The organism is Pseudonocardia benzenivorans CB1190 (assembly GCF_000196675.2).
Lineage (GTDB): Bacteria > Actinomycetota > Actinomycetes > Mycobacteriales > Pseudonocardiaceae > Pseudonocardia > Pseudonocardia benzenivorans.
Genome location: NC_015312.1, coordinates 239,324 through 254,290 on the forward strand (window position 1 = coordinate 239,324; position 14,967 = coordinate 254,290).

The 14,967-nt window shown below is 73.7% G+C and carries 15 protein-coding genes; 8 read left to right on the forward strand and 7 right to left on the reverse strand.

Annotation, left to right across the window (positions count from 1 at the left end; all coding sequences use genetic code 11):
* The first annotated feature begins 23 nt into the window (after positions 1 to 23).
* Positions 24 to 1,796 (forward strand): PucR family transcriptional regulator, encoded by a 1,773-nt coding sequence (locus PSED_RS01150; protein WP_013672437.1) that lies wholly within the window; start codon positions 24 to 26, stop codon positions 1,794 to 1,796.
* Positions 1,797 to 1,806: 10 nt separating this feature from the next.
* Here PSED_RS01150 and PSED_RS01155 read toward each other — a convergent pair whose 3' ends face one another.
* A complete protein-coding gene (locus tag PSED_RS01155; RefSeq protein ID WP_013672438.1) occupies positions 1,807 to 2,367 on the reverse strand; it encodes a TetR/AcrR family transcriptional regulator in 561 nt (186 codons plus the stop codon).
* Positions 2,368 to 2,466: 99 nt separating this feature from the next.
* Here PSED_RS01155 and PSED_RS01160 point away from each other — a divergent pair, with 99 nt between their 5' ends.
* Positions 2,467 to 3,363: an SDR family oxidoreductase gene (locus PSED_RS01160; protein WP_013672439.1), complete on the forward strand. Its 897-nt coding sequence runs from the start codon at positions 2,467 to 2,469 to the stop codon at positions 3,361 to 3,363.
* Here the strand turns inward: PSED_RS01160 and PSED_RS01165 are convergent.
* Together PSED_RS01165 and PSED_RS01170 are read right to left on the reverse strand one after the other, a co-directional pair.
* A complete protein-coding gene (locus PSED_RS01165; RefSeq protein ID WP_013672440.1) occupies positions 3,345 to 3,740 on the reverse strand; it encodes a DUF6191 domain-containing protein in 396 nt (131 codons plus the stop codon). The two genes, PSED_RS01160 and PSED_RS01165, sit on opposite strands and share 19 nt — an antisense overlap.
* A 9-nt stretch (positions 3,741 to 3,749) precedes the next feature.
* On the reverse strand, positions 3,750 to 4,454 hold the full coding sequence (locus tag PSED_RS01170) for a peptidylprolyl isomerase (protein ID WP_013672441.1): 705 nt from the start codon (positions 4,452 to 4,454) through the stop codon (positions 3,750 to 3,752).
* Positions 4,455 to 4,540: 86 nt separating this feature from the next.
* Between PSED_RS01170 and PSED_RS01175 the strand changes: the two genes are divergently transcribed.
* Positions 4,541 to 5,146 carry a 2'-5' RNA ligase family protein gene (locus PSED_RS01175; protein ID WP_202946339.1) on the forward strand — a complete coding sequence of 202 codons (606 nt, stop codon included), beginning with the start codon at positions 4,541 to 4,543 and terminating at the stop codon, positions 5,144 to 5,146.
* Here PSED_RS01175 and PSED_RS01180 read toward each other — a convergent pair.
* From PSED_RS01180 to PSED_RS01190, 3 genes are all read right to left on the reverse strand, one after another.
* Positions 5,061 to 5,666: a hypothetical protein gene (locus PSED_RS01180; RefSeq protein ID WP_013672443.1), complete on the reverse strand. Its 606-nt coding sequence runs from the start codon at positions 5,664 to 5,666 to the stop codon at positions 5,061 to 5,063. The two genes, PSED_RS01175 and PSED_RS01180, sit on opposite strands and share 86 nt — an antisense overlap.
* Before the next feature lie 114 nt (positions 5,667 to 5,780).
* Entirely contained in the window at positions 5,781 to 6,242 is a 462-nt protein-coding gene (locus tag PSED_RS01185) for a YdeI/OmpD-associated family protein (RefSeq protein WP_233899265.1), read from the reverse strand.
* A gap of 210 nt (positions 6,243 to 6,452) precedes the next feature.
* Positions 6,453 to 7,706: a M18 family aminopeptidase gene (locus PSED_RS01190; protein WP_013672445.1), complete on the reverse strand. Its 1,254-nt coding sequence runs from the start codon at positions 7,704 to 7,706 to the stop codon at positions 6,453 to 6,455.
* 18 nt (positions 7,707 to 7,724) lie between these two features.
* Here PSED_RS01190 and PSED_RS01195 point away from each other — a divergent pair, with 18 nt between their 5' ends.
* The 4 genes from PSED_RS01195 to PSED_RS01210 all read left to right on the forward strand — a co-directional run bounded on the left by PSED_RS01195 (position 7,725) and on the right by PSED_RS01210 (position 13,061).
* Positions 7,725 to 9,158 (forward strand): GMC family oxidoreductase N-terminal domain-containing protein, encoded by a 1,434-nt coding sequence (locus PSED_RS01195; RefSeq protein ID WP_233899267.1) that lies wholly within the window; start codon positions 7,725 to 7,727, stop codon positions 9,156 to 9,158.
* Entirely contained in the window at positions 9,155 to 11,188 is a 2,034-nt protein-coding gene (locus PSED_RS01200; RefSeq protein WP_013672447.1) for a M3 family metallopeptidase, read from the forward strand. The genes PSED_RS01195 and PSED_RS01200 overlap by 4 nt, the downstream gene beginning before the upstream one ends.
* A gap of 558 nt (positions 11,189 to 11,746) precedes the next feature.
* Entirely contained in the window at positions 11,747 to 12,478 is a 732-nt protein-coding gene (locus PSED_RS01205) for a response regulator transcription factor (RefSeq protein ID WP_013672448.1), read from the forward strand.
* Between the two features lie 310 nt (positions 12,479 to 12,788).
* On the forward strand, positions 12,789 to 13,061 hold the full coding sequence (locus PSED_RS01210) for a GlsB/YeaQ/YmgE family stress response membrane protein (RefSeq protein ID WP_013672449.1): 273 nt from the start codon (positions 12,789 to 12,791) through the stop codon (positions 13,059 to 13,061).
* Positions 13,062 to 13,145: 84 nt separating this feature from the next.
* On the opposite strand, the gene hisC is transcribed toward PSED_RS01210, so the two are convergent.
* Positions 13,146 to 14,198, reverse strand: a complete 1,053-nt coding sequence (gene hisC, locus PSED_RS01215) for a histidinol-phosphate transaminase (protein ID WP_013672450.1) — start codon at positions 14,196 to 14,198, stop codon at positions 13,146 to 13,148.
* Between the two features lie 56 nt (positions 14,199 to 14,254).
* On the opposite strand from hisC, the gene PSED_RS01220 reads away from it, so the two are divergent.
* The gene (locus tag PSED_RS01220) at positions 14,255 to 14,959 is read left to right on the forward strand and encodes a dienelactone hydrolase family protein (protein ID WP_013672451.1); all 705 of its coding nucleotides are present in this window, start codon (positions 14,255 to 14,257) and stop codon (positions 14,957 to 14,959) included.
* Positions 14,960 to 14,967 lie beyond the last annotated feature (8 nt).

Genomic DNA, 14,967 nt, shown 5'->3' on the forward strand with positions numbered 1-14,967 from the left:
TTCGTCTCACAAGGGAGTGTTCGGTGGCGCGCCACCTCGACTGGGAGGCGGCCCGCGGCCGCGGTCTCCATTCGGACTCCCTGCACGACCTGGCCGGCCTGGCCTTCGAGGTCGCCGAGGATGCCCCGCTGCAGCGGGTGCTCTCGCACGTCGCGCGCAACGTCACCGATCTGCCCGGCGTGCTCTACGGCGGGGTCTATCTCCTGGGCGACGACGCGACGACCCTGCAGCTGGAGGGGTGGCACGGGCTGACCGCCGAGTACCTGAAGGTGATGCGCGAGATGCCGCTCGACCTTGCGTCGGGGACGGCGGCGACGGGGCCGCCCAACGTCCGGGCGGTGCTGACGGCGACGACCATCCTCGTGCCGGACGTGTTCGCCGAGACCGAGCTCGGGCCGTGGCTGCCGCTGTTCCGGCCGCAGGGTTTCCGGGGTATCGCCGCGGTTCCGATGACCGCCCCGGACGGGGCCGTGATCGGGTCGGTCACCGCCTACCTGGCGAAGGGCGCCGCGCCCGGGCCCGCGGACCTGCCCGTGCTCGAGGAGCTGGGCAGGCTGGCCACCGCGGTCACGCTGCTCGTCCGGCGCCGCGAAGCCGACCGGGCCGCGGTCGAGGGGCTGCGGGCCGACCTGGACCGTGCGGCCGCGCGGATGGCCGAGCAGCGCAGGTTGGGCGCGTTCGAGCGCGCCGCGTTGCGCCTGTCCGCGGACGGAGCCGGGCTGGCGCCGGTCGTCCGGACCCTCACCGACGGGCTCGGCGTCGCCCTGACGGTGCTCGGGCCGACGGGGGAGGTGCTCGCCGGGGATCCGCGGGGCGACGGCCGCAGCGTATCCGCGTCGATGCACGTCAACGACGACCAGACGATGACGCTCCAGGCCGCGGTGCCGCCGCAGACCCCGCCCGACGAGCCGGTCCCGTGGTCGCTGGACGGGGCGGCGCTGATCGTCGAGCTGGAGCTCCGCCGGCTGGACCGCGACGCCGACATCGAGTCCAGGCTCACCAAGGACCTCGTCGCGGATCTGCTCTCACCGGCCGCCATGCGGCACCGGGACGCGGTGTTCGGGCGGGCGGTCGCACTCGGTCACCGGCCGCAGCACGCCCACGACGTCGTCATGGTGGCGCTGCCGGAGGTCGAGTCCGGCGGTGATCCGACGGCCGGTGTGGCACGGGCGCACCGCCGCGTCGTGGCGCTGACCGGCACGGTGCGACCGCGGCCCGTGGTCGGCTCCGTCGGCTCGCACGTCGTGGTGCTCAACCCGGTCCCCACCGACGACCGGCCGCCCGGGGCCGAGGGGACGACCCGGGCGCTCGCCGCGCGGCTCGCAGCAGCGATCGCCGGAGCGCGCGTCCTCATCGGGCCGCGGGCCCGGACGCTCGCCGACGCCCCCCACGCGTTCGACGTCGCCTCACGCGCGGTCCAGCTGCTCACCCGCCGGTCCGCCGGAGTGATCGACATGACCGACCTCGGTGTGCCTGGGCTGCTCCTGCAGTCGGCGCAGCCCGAGGCCCTCCGCGAGCTGGCGGAGCGGACCCTGGCCCCGCTCGTGCGCAACGACGCGGAGCGCGGCGGCCGGCTGTTGGCCACCCTGCGGGCGTGGCTCGCCGCGGGCATGTCGACCCCGGAGACGGCGCGGACGATGTTCGTCCACGTCAACACCGTCAACTACCGGCTGCGCCGGATCGGCGAGCTGACGGGTCTGCAGCCGTCCCGGCCGGCGGACCTGATCCAGCTGCAGCTGGCCCTGACGGTCGCCGAGATCTCCGGGTCGATCCCGCCGGGCGCACTCCGAAACTGAGCCCGGACGTTCAGGTCAGGGCACGCAGGACGGCGGCCGCCTCGGCGATGCAGTCGGCGAGGTCGTCGGGAGCGTCCGCGTCGCCCACCCAGCGTCCGAACGCGACGTGGAAGACCGAGACGGCGGTGTGCGCGGCGAGGGACGCGGTCGGTTCGGGGACCCCGCGGGCGCGCAGGGCTTCGGCCACTCCCTCGGTCAGTCTCGCCAGCTTCAGCAGCTCACGCTCCCGGAGCGCGGGGTTGGCGGCGATGATCTCGGCCCGTTGCCGGGAGTAGTCGCGGCGGCCGGTCAGCAGGGCGCCGCCCGCGACCATGCCGGCGAGGGCGGTGTCCAGCGGGGCGAGGTCGTCGGGGGCCGCGAGGATGGCCTCACAGGCGTTGCGCCCCATGGTGTCCGAGCTGTCGAAGAGGATCTCGCGCTTGTCACGGAAGTGCCGGAAGAAGGTCCGCTCGGTGACGCCAGCGGCGCCGGCGATGTCGCCCGCGGTGGTCTGTTCGTAGCCGCGCTCGGTGAAGAGCTCGATCGCGGCGCGCATCATGCGCCCGCGCGCGTCCGGCTCCCAGCGCCCCATCCCTCGAGTCTAAGCGATGACAGGCACTGACATCGCGTGCTAGCGTCGATGTCATGAACTGACATCGGTCAGTGACTCCCATCGCGGAAGGGAACCAACATGCTCGTCTTCGTCACCGGCGCCTCGGGCTGGATCGGCTCGGCCGTCACCGACGAACTGCTCGCCGAGGGCCACGAGGTGGCCGGGCTCGCCCGGTCCGACGCCTCGGCCGCTGCCCTGGAGGCCAAGGGCGTCCGGGTCGTCCGCGGTGACCTCGGTGATCCGGATGGTCTCGCGAAGGCCGCGGCCGAGTCCGACGGGGTCGTCCACCTCGCCTTCAACCACGACTTCACCGACTACGCCGGCGCCGGTCGGACCGAGCGTGCAGCCGTCTCGGCGACGCTCGACGCGCTGGCCGGCAGCGGCCGGCCGTTCCTGCTCGCTTCCGGACTGGCCGGGACCGGGGCCGGGCCGCTCACCGAGGACGACCCGTCGCCCCATGTCGGTGCCGACGCGATGCGCGGCGGCAGCGAGAACCTCGCGCTCGACCACGCCGACCGCGGTGTGCGGCCGGTCGCCGTGCGGTTCTCCGCGACGGTGCACGGCATGGGCGACCACGGGTTCGTCGCCCGTCTCACCCAGATCGCCCGCGACCGCGGGGTCTCCGGCTATATCGACGACGGCTCGACGCGGTGGCCCGCGGTCCACCGTTCCGACGCGGCGCGGCTCGTCCGGCTCGCGCTGGAGAAGGCGCCCGCGGGCTCCCGGGTGCACGCCGTGGCCGAGAACGGCATCCCGTCGCGCGACATCGCCGCGGCGATCGGCGATCAGCTGGGGGTGCCGACGGCGTCGATCCCGCGGGCGGACGCGCAGGCCCACTTCGGGTGGCTCGGCGCCTTCTGGGGCGTCGACGTCAGCGGGTCCAGCGAGCGCACCCGCGAACTGCTCGGCTGGAGGCCGACCGGCCCGACGCTGTTCGAGGACATCGCGGCGGGCGCCTACGCGCTCCCCGCCTGACGGCCGGAATCGCGAGGGCCGGGAACGCGAGGGCCGGGATCGCGACGGCCGGGATCGCGACGGCCGGGATCGCGAGGGCCGGGATCGAGGACGAACACCCCGCCGTCGCGAAGGCCGTGCCGCGGCGGGGCGGCGTCGTCGGTCTCGTCGCGCAGCATGATCTCGGCCCGGCGCTGGTCGAGCTCGTAGTGCTTGGTCGCGTAGAAGAGCGCGGTCACCTGGTCGAGCCCGGTGGACAGGGCGAGCCGCATGGTCCGGTGCCGGCGCCACGGCAGCCTGCTGTGCTCGGAGGAGGAGACGCTCACCCTGTCGACGACCACCAGCGCCATCAGCAGGAGTACGACGCCCGCCACCGCGAGCACCCAGATCTGGCCCACGCCCGCAGGCTAACCGAGCCGTGAGGTCTGGATCGTCAGCGTGATGTTCGGGCGGCCGTCGCCCGGCGCGAGGCCGTCGTCGTTCCCGCCCGCGGCGACCTTCTCGATGACGGCGAGCGTCTCGTTCGACGCCCGGCCGATGACGGAGAACCGAGGCGTGATCGCGGCGTCGCCGTAGGTCACGAAGAACTGGCCGCCGGCCGAGTTCGGCGTCGTCGACCCGGCCATGGCGATGACGCCGCGCGGATAGGTGACGGCGTCGGCGTAGCCGGTGGCGGGCGGGTAGTCGCGCGGGAACTCGTCCTTGACGGTGAAGCCGGGGCCGCCGGTGCCGGTCCCGGTCGGGTCGCCGCACTGGATGATCGGCAGCCCCGCGGTCGTCGAGAGACGGTGGCAGGTGGTGCCGTCGAAGGAGTCGGCGCCGGCCAGGTCGACGAAGTTCTGCACGTTGCAGGGCGCGATCGACCGGTCGAGGTCGACGCGCAGGTCCCCCTGGTTCGTCGTGAACCGCACGATCGGGTTCCCGCTCGCCCGCCGCGGCCCCTCGGTCTCGGGCGGGAAGCCGCGGGGCAGGTCGGTCACGGGGGCCGGCGTGTCGAGCGTGACGCAGCCGTTGTCCGACGTGGTGACGGTGCCCGTGCGCGGGGTGGGGCCGCCCGGCGCGCCGACCGCGACCACCCCGAACGTGACCCATCCCGGCGAACGTGCCGACATGCCGCCCCCACGTCACCGTGATCGACTCGGGTCGACGCTGACCCGAGATCGGGTCGACGCCGAACGGAGGCGTTACCGTGTGCCGCGTGGGTGACGCCCTGATCGTCACGGCCCTGCTCGACGACGAGACGCAGCAGCGGTTCGACCGCCTGCGCCGCAAGCATTTCCCGCCCGAACGCAACCACCTCGACGCGCACCTGACGCTGTTCCACCACCTGCCGGGCGACCGGGCGGCCGCGATCGCGGAGGATCTGGCGGCCGTCGCGGGCCGGGCCACCGGCCCGTTACCGGTGCGGGTCTCGGGACTGCGCTTCACCGGCCGCGGGGTCGGCTACGTCCTGTCGTCGCCCGGGCTGGTCGGCCTGCGTGCGGCGCTGGCCGCGCGGTGGGACCCGTGGCTGACCCCGCAGGACCGCGCGAAGGGCTCCGACCTGCACGTGACCGTGCAGAACAAGGTCGAGCCCGACGTCGCGCGGGCGCTGCACGACGAGCTGCGTGCCGAGTTCGTGCCGTCGACGGCCACCGCGGTCGGCCTGGCGTGGTGGCGCTATCTCGATGGGCCGTGGGAGCCGGTGGGGCGCCACGTGTTCGGCGCCGGCGAGGAGATCAGCGGTCCCAGAGCGGATGCGGGTCCCGCCCCGCGGACATCAGGAACCGGTCGCGCCAGGAGACGTCGTCGGGAACAGGGGTGAGCGGCGGCCCGAACAGCCCGACCGCACGCCAGTGCTCGGCCCGCGGCTCGGTCAGCTCCCACATCTTGCGGGAGAACGCCTCGGTGAGCGGGCAGACCGATCCGATGAACACTGCCACCTCGTGCGCCGTGACCGCCCGCACGACGGCCTGGCGCAGCAGGTAGTCACTCGTCGGGACGTCGCCGTACGGCGCGTGCACGACGGCGTCGGGGTCGCTGATCTTGCACGCGGCAGCCGTCGACGCCTCGGCGAGCCGGGTGAGGACGGCGTCGCGCTCGGCGTCGCCCGGTGCGATCTCCAGCGGGTCGACGGTGCCCGCCTCGCCACCCGCGAGCAGGTCGGGCACGCACGCGTCGTCGCGGGCGTGCTCGCGCAGCACCGTGGCGATCGGGACCGGCGCGTCGGCGGGCAGCCCGAAGGGCGGCGGAACGGTGATCATCCGATGTTCGCGGCCGACGCGGACGAGCGTCCGCACGGCCACCTCCTCGGCCGTCACGAACAGCTCGGCCTCGCGGATCATGCGGCCTCCTCGTCGACACCGGTGATCGGCGATCATGACGCCGATCACACGTCACCATGCACGACGAGGTGTCCGTGTGGTGTCTCAAATTGGTCCGTCCGGTGTCGCGGGCGCCTACTTCCGGCCCTCGCGCAGCATGTCGACGGCCTTGGCGATGCGCCGGGCCCGTGTCTCGGGGGTCTTGGCGTCGTCGATCGCCAGGACGTGGCGACGCTGGTGGCTGTAGGCCAGCGCCTCGAACGCGGCCTTCGCGGCGGCGTCGCCGTCGAGGGCGGCGGCGAGGTCCTGGGGGACGGTGACCTCGCGCGGCGCGGTGTCCAGCTCGACCTCGACGTCCACGTCGTCGCCTCCGGCGAGGCCGGTGATGCGCCGGACCTCCGCGCTGACGCCGATCAGGAACCGCCCGCCCATCGACGCGATGCTGGTGCGCCACGTGTGGCCCGCGGCGGTCACCGACACGGCCGGCCTGCGACCCCCGCCGAGCTCCTCGACGACCCGCTCGGGGACGACGATTCCCGTCGTGTTCTTCCCGGTCGCCTCGATCGTCGTCCGGAACTGCACGGCCCCTCCGATCATCCGCCGGAGGCGATCATGCCGGGCCGTTGCGCCACCGGACAATGCCGGACGCGAGGTTTGGGGGCGGCAGCGAGGGGCTCCCCTCCGGTCTCGCCACCACCACTTCGATCAACGACATCCGTGAGAGCGGGGAACGGTCCATTCGCTCGAATGAGTGCATTCGCCCTGACGGTCGTGAGTGGCCCTACCGACCATGGCCGGTAATGCCACTCACGAGCGTTCATCTGCGAGGAATTCGGTTGCCGTCGCAATGAGATGTGCGGGGTCCTCGACGCCGCACAGTTCGCGCGCGGAGTGCATCGACAGCACCGGGATGCCGACGTCGACGGTCCGGATGCCGAGCCGGGTGGCGATGATCGGCCCGACCGTCGAGCCGCACGGCACCGTGTTCCTGCCGACGAAGAACTGCGAGCCGACACCCGCGGCGCGGCACGCCCGCTGCCACGCCGCGGCCCCGGGGGCGTCGGTGGCGTAGCGCTGGTTGGCGTTGACCTTGAGCGACGGACCCTGGTTGGGCAGCGCGCGGTGCCCGGGGTCGTGCAGGTGCAGGTAGTTGGGGTGCGCGGCGTGGGTGACGTCGACCGACAGCGCCCGCGACGCCGCGAAGGTCCGCGACCGGGCGTCGAAGCCGCCGGCGAGGTGCGTCAGGAGGGTCTCGAGCAGCGGGCCGGCGGCGCCGGTCGCGCTGGCGCTGCCGATCTCCTCGTGGTCGAAGCCGACGAACACCGGTGTCGTCGACGGGTCGCGCTCGGCCGCGGCCGTCAGGGCGGTGATGCCCGCGTGCACCGACGACAGGTTGTCCAGCCGTGGCGCGGCCAGCAGTTCGCCGTGCTTGCCGAGCCGGGCGGGCGGCGTCAGATCGTGGACGACGAGATCGTGCGCGGCGACGTCGGCCGCGTCGACGCCCGCCTCCCCGGCGAGGAAGGCGATCAGGTCCCCCGGGGACGGGTCGCCGAGCCCCCAGACCGGCAGCAGGTGCTGCTGGGCGTCGAGCGTCAGGCCCTGGTTGACCGACCGGTCGAGGTGGATCGCCAGCTGCGGGACCCGCAGCAGCGGGCGGGCGACGTTCACCAGCACCGACGAGCCGTCGTAGAGCGCGAGCCTGCCCGCGAGCCCGAGGTCGCGGTCGAGCCAGGAGTTCCACAGCGCACCGCCGTAGACCTCGACGGCGACCTGGCGCCAGCCGCCGGCCCCGGTGTCGGGCAACGGCTTGACCTTCAGCGTGGGTGAGTCGGTGTGCGCGGCGAAGATTCGCAGCGGCGCGCCGCCGCCGCGCTGCCACCACGCCAGCACGGTCCCGTCCCGCACGAGGTACCGGCCGCCGGGTGTGGTGTCCCAGTCGGCCGTCTCGGCCTGTTCGGTGAACCCGGCCGCGGTTAGCCGGGCCACGGCCTCGGCCACCGCGTGGTACGGGGTCGGGCTCGCGGAGATGAAGTCGGCGAGGTCCAGCGCGAGGTCGGCCACGTGATGCATCCTGCCCTCGTGGCCGGTGAACGGTTCGACGTGGTCGTCGTCGGGGGTGGCAGCGCGGGCTGCGTGCTGGCCGCCCGGCTGGCGGAGAAGCCGGGCCGCCGGGTGCTGCTGCTCGAGGCCGGCCCCGTCACGGGGACCGACGACACGCGCGACGTCACCTCGTTGGCCGCCACCGTGCCCGGGCATCCGCTGAACTGGGGGTACACCACCGAGCTCGTCTCGGGGATCGACGCGGTGCTGCCCCGGGGACGGCTGCTCGGCGGGTCGAGCGCGATCAACGGCGGCTACTTCGTCCGTGCCACCCGCGACGACCTCGACGGCTGGGGTGTACCCGGCTTCGGCTACGACGAGGTCCTGCCGTTCTACGTGCGCAGCGAGCGCGACCTCGACCTCGGCGACGCGCCCGGTCACGGCGACGCCGGGCCGATCCCGGTGCGCCGGCCCGCGGGCTCGCTGCTCGCGCCGACGACCGGACCGTTCCTGGCCGCCGCGGCCGCGCTCGGCTTCCCCGAGGAGCCCGACAAGAACGCCGGGGGCCCGCCCGGGGCGGGACCGGTCCCGTCGAACGCCGTCGACGGTGTCCGGGTGAGCGCCGCCGACGCGTACCTGGGGGAGCGGCCGTCGAACCTGGTCGTGCGGGGCGACACGCCGGTGCTCGGCATCGAGCTCGACCGGCTGCGCGCCGTCGGCGTCCGGACCGGGCAGGGGCTGATCGAGGCGGGGGAGGTCGTCCTCGCGGCGGGGGCGCTCGCGACGCCGGTCCTGCTCGCGCGTGCCGGCATCGGGCCCGGCGACGACCTGCGCGCGGCCGGCATCCGGGTCCGGCACGACCTCCCTGTCGGCCGCGGGTTCTCCGACCACCCCGCGGTCTTCCTGCCGTTCCGTCCGCACGACGACACGCCGCCGCACCCGCACGCCGTCACCGCGCAGGTCGCGCTGCACGTCGACTCCGGCGCCGATCCCGCGGGCGACCTGGAGCTGCTGCTGTTCTCGCGGCCGTTCACGCCGGGCGGCCCGCTGCACGTGATGTGCGCGCTGCAGCGCCCGGACCGCAGCGGGGTGCTGTCGGTCGACGGCTCGGCGCCAGCGGTCCGGCACCGGTACCTGCGCACCGAGGCCGATCGCCGACGGCTGCGGCACGCCGTCCGGATCGCCGCGGACCTGCTGCGCGCGGGTCTGGGCACCCGCCTCGAGCCCGAGGGGTTCGTCCTGGGCAACGACGCCCGCGTCGACGGCTGGATCCGCGACCACCTGACGACGTCGTCGCACCTGTGCGGCACGGCGGCGATCGGCCCGGTGTGCGATCCGCAGCTGCGGGTGCGCGGCACGCAGGGCCTGCGCGTCGTCGACACGTCGGTGTTCCCGGCCGTCCCCCGGAGGGGGCCCGCGGCCAGCGCGATCATGCTGGGGGAGCGGGCCGCGGCACTACCGTGGGACTCATGAGCGAGTCCGACAACCCGTTCCTGCACGCGAGCGACCTGCCCTACGAGTTGCCGGACTTCCGCCGGATCGCCGACGAGCACTTCGGCCCGGCCTTCGAGGTCGGCATGGCCGAGCACCGCGCCGAGGTCGAGGCGATCCTGTCGAACCCCGAGCCTCCGACGTTCGAGAACACCGTCGTCGCGCTCGAACGGTCCGGCCGCGTCCTCGACCGTGTCTCGACGGTGTTCTTCAGCCGGGTCAGCGCCCACACCAACCCGGCGATCGAGGAGCTGCAGGCCCGGATCGCGCCGCAGCTCGCCGCGCACCGCGACGCCGTCGCACTGGACCCGCGGCTCTACGCCCGGCTGCGCGACCTGCACGGACGCCGCCACGATCTCGGGCTCGACCCGGAGTCGCTGCGGCTGCTGGAGCGGATGACCGACGACGCCGTCCGCAACGGCGCGGAGCTCGACGACGCGGGCAAGGCCCGGCTGCGCGAGCTGAACGCGGCACTCTCGTCGCTCTCGACGGCCTTCGGCCGCCACCTGCTCGCCGACGCCAACGCCTCGGCCGTCCACGTCGACGACCCGGCCCGGCTCGACGGCCTGTCCTCCGGCGCGATCTCCGCGGCGGCCGCGGCCGCCGCGGCCCGGGGCCTGTCCGGGCACCTGCTCACGCTGGTGCTGCCGACGGGGCAGCCCGCGCTCGCGTCGCTGACCGACCGGGCACTGCGCGAGGAGCTGTTCCGGGCCTCGGTCGAGCGCGGCGCCCGCGGCGGTGAGCACGACACCCGTGCTCTCGTCTCCGAGCTCGCGAGGCTGCGCGCCGAGCGGGCGCGGCTCCTCGGGTTCCGGGACCACGCGTCCTACGTCGCGGCCGACAGCACGGCCGGCTCGGTCGAGGCCGTCGCGGGGCTGCTGGCCGACCTCGTGCCACCCGCGGTCGCCAACGCGAAGGCCGAGGCCGTGGAGCTGCAGGCCGTCGCGGGGGAGGAGACGCTCGAGCCGTGGGACTGGGCGTTCCACGGCGAACGGGTGCGCAGGCAGCGCTTCTCCGTCGACACCGCGACCCTGCGGCCGTACCTGGAGCTCGACCGGGTGCTGCACGACGGCGTCTTCTTCGCGGCCGGGCAGCTCTACGGGTTGCGGTTCGTCGAGCGCGACGACCTCGTCATGTACCACGAGGACGTCCGCGTCTGGGAGGTCTTCGACGACGCCGGACCGGTCGGCCTCTACGGTGCCGACTTCTACGCGCGCGACTCCAAGCGCGGCGGGGCGTGGATGAACTCGCTGGTGACGCAGTCGCGGCTGCTGGGGCAGCGACCCGTCGTGATGAACACGCTCAACATCCCGAAACCCGCCGGCGACGAGCCGACGCTGCTCACGTTCTCCGAGGTCACGACGCTGTTCCACGAGTTCGGGCACGCGCTGCACGGGCTCCTGTCCGACGTGACGTACCCGCGGTTCTCCGGGACCAGCGTTCCGCGCGACTTCGTCGAGTTCCCGTCGCAGGTCAACGAGATGTGGTCGCTGTGGCCGGAGGTGCTCACCCGGTACGCGCGCCATCACGAGACGGGCGAGCCGCTGCCGGCCGACCTGGTCGAGAAGCTGCGTGCGGGCCGGGCGTACGGCGAGGGCTTCGCGACGACCGAGTACCTCGCCGCGGCCGTGCTCGACCAGGCGTGGCACACCCTCACCGACGAGGTCCCCGACGCCGAGCACGTGCAGGAGTTCGAGGCCCGGGCGCTGGCCGACGCGGGGATCGCGCTGCCCGCCGTGCCGCCGCGCTATCGCAGCACCTACTTCAACCACGTCTTCGCCGGCGGGTACAGCGCCGGGTACTACTCCTACATCTGGTCGGAGGTCCTCGACGCCGACACCGTCGAGTGGTTCACCGAGAACGGCGGCCTGCGCCGGGAGAACGGCGACGCGTTCCGCGCCGCGGTGCTGTCGAGGGGCGGGGCCGTCGAGCCGATGGCGGCCTACCGCGCCTTCCGCGGCCGGGACCCGGAGATCGCGCCGCTGCTCGAGCGCCGGGGGCTCAACCGCTGAAACGGGCCGACCCCGGCCACCGCCCTGATCACGCCGGACGAGACGGGGCGCCGGGCGGGGACGAGGTCGTTTCCGCCCGTCCCCGCCCGTGGTGACCGCCTCGGTGACGACCGTCCGATGGGGAGCTTCGGAGGGGCGTCGCCCTGGCGGTGGGCGCCCGGTGGGACGAGCCCCCGGGCCCGGTTTGGGGCACCGGGGCCGGGGACGTCCGTCCGGTCGGACCGGTCACGGCCGGGGATGGGAGCCGCAGGCCGTGGTCGGTCCTCGCGGCCGGCGGTGAGGGGAGCGTGCCGGCCGCCTGCGCGGTGGGTCCGTCGCATGACGGGAGAACTTAGGAACCCCTGCCCTGCAAGGGTGCGATCCTGAGAGTCGAGGTTGCGCGTACGCGCCGACAGGTCCGTGAGACGCGCCGGGGAGCGCTCGACGTCGCATGTCCGCGCAGTGCCTTGCTCCGATCGGAGCAGAGGTCGTCTCAGGGGTGACCGTTTGACAGCTCGAGGCGACCGCTCGCCCCGTTAGCCGATCGTGACCTGCCGTTGGCGGGAGAGGCTTCTTCCGATGCTCCCTGTTGCTCCCCCGGAGGGCGCGTCGGCGTTCGTCCCGGCACAACGGTCGCACGGTCAGTGGCCCGCGTCGTCGGATCAGGTCCTGCTGGCGCTGCCGGCCACCGCGGCCACGGCCTCGGTGGTCCGCAGCCTGCGGGCCGACGGCCTCGACGTCGCGTCCGTCCACGATGGCATCGGCGTGCTCGACGCAGCGCGCGCCCGTGTCCCCGCCCTCGTCGTCGTCGACGTCGAGCTACCGGGCCCTGACGTCGTCACCGTCGTGGGCGCGCTGCAGGCCGAGGTGCCGTCGGCGCCCCTCGTCGCGGTGACGCCGCGTGAGCGGCGTGCGGCGCTGCTCGGGCTGCTGCGTGCCGATCGCGACGACTACGTCCTGCGCCCCTTCCCCGTCGACGAACTGTCCGCGCGGATCCGGCTGCGACTGCGGCAGGGGGGGCTGGTGGAGGAGAAGGTCGTCCGGATCGGCGACCTGGCCGTCGACCCCGACCTCGGCGAGGTGCAGGTCGACGGCAGGCCGGTGGCGTTGTCGCCGACGGAGTTCGCGCTGCTGATGGCGTTGCTCACCGACGCCGGGCAGACCGTCTCGCACGACGAGATCGCGCGCCGGGTCTGGGCCGAGCCGGCGTCCGCGAACCTCGTGCAGGTCTACATCTCCTACGTCCGTCGCAAGATCGGGGCCGAACGAATTCGCACGGTACGCGGGGCGGGCTACGTACTCGAGGGCTGACCACCCGTTCGAGTCGGTTCGGCGGCGCGAATTCGGCACAGCGTCACGGCTGCGTCGCCGAGCCGCTGCGCGCGCCCGGCCGGGCAGTGGACATCCGTCCGGCGGCTGCCGGATCAGGGCGAGCGGGTGCGCCCGCGACGCCGATCGGCCCGAACCGGACGTCCGGGATGTCGGCAGCCGCACAGGGAGATAACGCTTCGGTATTGTTCGGCCGCCCCGGCGGGCAGGAATTGCCGATCGATGTCAGTCTCGCCACACGGGAATTGCGCGGCCGTGGTGGCGGCGCCTCGACGACGGATCGGGGGAACACATGCTCGGCAGCATCATCGGCGCGATCATCATCGGTTTGGTGCTCGGCGTGCTCGCTCGGATCATTCTTCCGGGCGACCAGAAGATTCCGCTGTGGCTGACGATCATCGTCGGGATCGTGGCGGCCTACATCGGCACGTGGATCGCGCGCGCCTTCGGCGTGGCCGACACGAACGGGATCGACTGGATCGAGCACATCGTGCAGCTGATCGTCGCGATCATCGGTATCGGCCTCGTCGCGGGCCTGTGGGCCAAGCGGGGCGTGCGCAGCTGAGCCATCGAACACGTCGCTGAACAGAACGGCCCGGGGCCTGCTCCCCGGGCCGTTCGCCTGTCCGGGCCTTCGCCAAGGAGGCGTCTAGCGCGGGAACGACGCCGCGGCCGCCAGCAGCAGGTCGTTCTCCTCGGGGGTGCTGACGGTGACGCGCACCCCGTCGCCCTGGAACGGCCGCACGACCACCTTGTGCTCCAGGCAGTGCGTCGCGAACTCCGCCGAGCGGTCGGCCAGCGGAAGCCACACGAAGTTCGCCTGCGTCGGCGGGACGGTGTGCCCCATGGCGACGAGCGCGTCGCGCACCCGCACCCGTTCGCGCCGGACGTCGGCACAGGAGGCCAGCAGCTCGTCACGGACGTCGAGCGCGGCCATCGCCCCGGCCTGGGCGACGACGCTCACGCTGAACGGCGAACACACCTTGCGCAGGGCCGTCGCGACCTCGGGTGCGGCGAACGCGTAGCCGACGCGCAGCCCCGCCAGCCGGTACGCCTTCGAGAACGTCCGCAGCACGACGAGGTTGGGGTACGCGTCGACGAGGTCGCGCCCGTCGACGGCCTCGGGGTCGTCGACGTACTCGTAGTACGCCTCGTCGAGCGCGACGATCACGTCCGGCCCGACGGCGGCGAGGAAGCGCTCCAGCTCCGCCCGGGTCACGACGGTGCCCGTCGGGTTGTTGGGCGAGCAGACGAAGACGAGCTTGGTGGCCGGGGTGACCGCGGCGGCCATCGCGTCGAGGTCGTGGCGGAAGTCGTCGGTCAGCGGGATCATCCGCGCCCGCGCCCCACCGATCTGCGTGACGATCGGGTACGCCTCGAACGAGCGCCACGCGAAGACGACCTCGTCGTCGGGGACGAGGCAGGTGATGTTGACGAGCTGCTGGCACAGGCTCACCGAGCCGCAGCCGACGGCGATGCGCTCGCTGGGCAGCTCGAGCAGGCCGGCCAACCGGTCGGTCAACGCGACGACGGCCAGGTCCGGGTAGCGGTTGCCGCCGGCTGCGGCCTCGGCGACGGCCGCAAGGACCGAGGCGGGCGGGGGCAGGGGCACCTCGTTGCTGGCGAGCTTCACGGCCCCGGGGACGGCCCGGCCCGGCACGTAGGCCGGCAGGGCGTCGAGGTCCGCGCGGATCAACGTCATGGGGGTCACCGTAGTCCGGGCCCGTGACCCGTTCGCCGACGTGACAGGCTTGCGCCATGACCGAGATCCGGACGGAGACCGTCCCGCTCGTCGACGGCAGCCGACTGCGGCTCACCGTCGCCGAGCCCGACGGCTCGGTGCGCGGGGGGATCGTCGTGCTCCAGGAGGCGCGCGGCGTCACCGAGAGCGTCCGCAACATCGTCTCCGGCATGGCCGGCGACGGGTGGCTGGCCGTCGCACCGCACCTCTACCACCGCGACGGGGCCGACGAGCTCGACGCCGACTCACCGGACGAACACGTCCAGGAGCAGCTCGACAAACTCGACCGCGAAGAGATCATGGCCGACACCGACACGGCGTTCGGCTGGCTCGCCGAGCACGACGTGCCCCCCGACCGGATGGGCGTCGTCGGGTTCGACATCGGGGGCTCGGTGGCGCTGCTCGTCGCGGCCAAACGCGCCTTCGGTGCGGCGGTCACCGTCGGCGGCGGCGGGGTCACGACGACGACCTCCGAGGGCCTGGACGAGCTGCTCGACGCCGCGTCCGCGCTGACCTGTCCCTGGCTGGGGATCTACGGCAGCCCGGCCGACGGCGGCAGCCACGACGACGTCGACGCGTTGCGCGAGGCGGCCGACCGTGCCCGCGTCGCCACCGACCTCGTGACCTACCCGCTCTCGGGGCACCGCTTCGACGCCGATCCCGACGCCGCGGCCGAGGCGTGGCAGCGGATGCTCAATTGGTTCGGGTCACACCTGCGCTAGGTCACTGG

Excerpts from the sequence above, each read along its gene's own strand:
- PSED_RS01170 (WP_013672441.1), bottom strand. The coding sequence starts at position 4,454 with ATGTCGGCACGTTCGCCGGGATGGGTCACGTTCGGGGTGGTCGCGGTC.
- PSED_RS01200 (WP_013672447.1), top strand. The coding sequence starts at position 9,155 with ATGAGCGAGTCCGACAACCCGTTCCTGCACGCGAGCGACCTGCCCTAC.
- PSED_RS01160 (WP_013672439.1), top strand. The coding sequence starts at position 2,467 with ATGCTCGTCTTCGTCACCGGCGCCTCGGGCTGGATCGGCTCGGCCGTC.
- PSED_RS01210 (WP_013672449.1), top strand. The coding sequence starts at position 12,789 with ATGCTCGGCAGCATCATCGGCGCGATCATCATCGGTTTGGTGCTCGGC.
- PSED_RS01220 (WP_013672451.1), top strand. The coding sequence starts at position 14,255 with ATGACCGAGATCCGGACGGAGACCGTCCCGCTCGTCGACGGCAGCCGA.
- hisC (WP_013672450.1), bottom strand. The coding sequence starts at position 14,198 with ATGACGTTGATCCGCGCGGACCTCGACGCCCTGCCGGCCTACGTGCCG.
- PSED_RS01185 (WP_233899265.1), bottom strand. The coding sequence starts at position 6,242 with ATGATCGGAGGGGCCGTGCAGTTCCGGACGACGATCGAGGCGACCGGG.
- PSED_RS01155 (WP_013672438.1), bottom strand. The coding sequence starts at position 2,367 with ATGGGGCGCTGGGAGCCGGACGCGCGCGGGCGCATGATGCGCGCCGCG.
- PSED_RS01205 (WP_013672448.1), top strand. The coding sequence starts at position 11,747 with ATGCTCCCTGTTGCTCCCCCGGAGGGCGCGTCGGCGTTCGTCCCGGCA.
- PSED_RS01180 (WP_013672443.1), bottom strand. The coding sequence starts at position 5,666 with ATGATCCGCGAGGCCGAGCTGTTCGTGACGGCCGAGGAGGTGGCCGTG.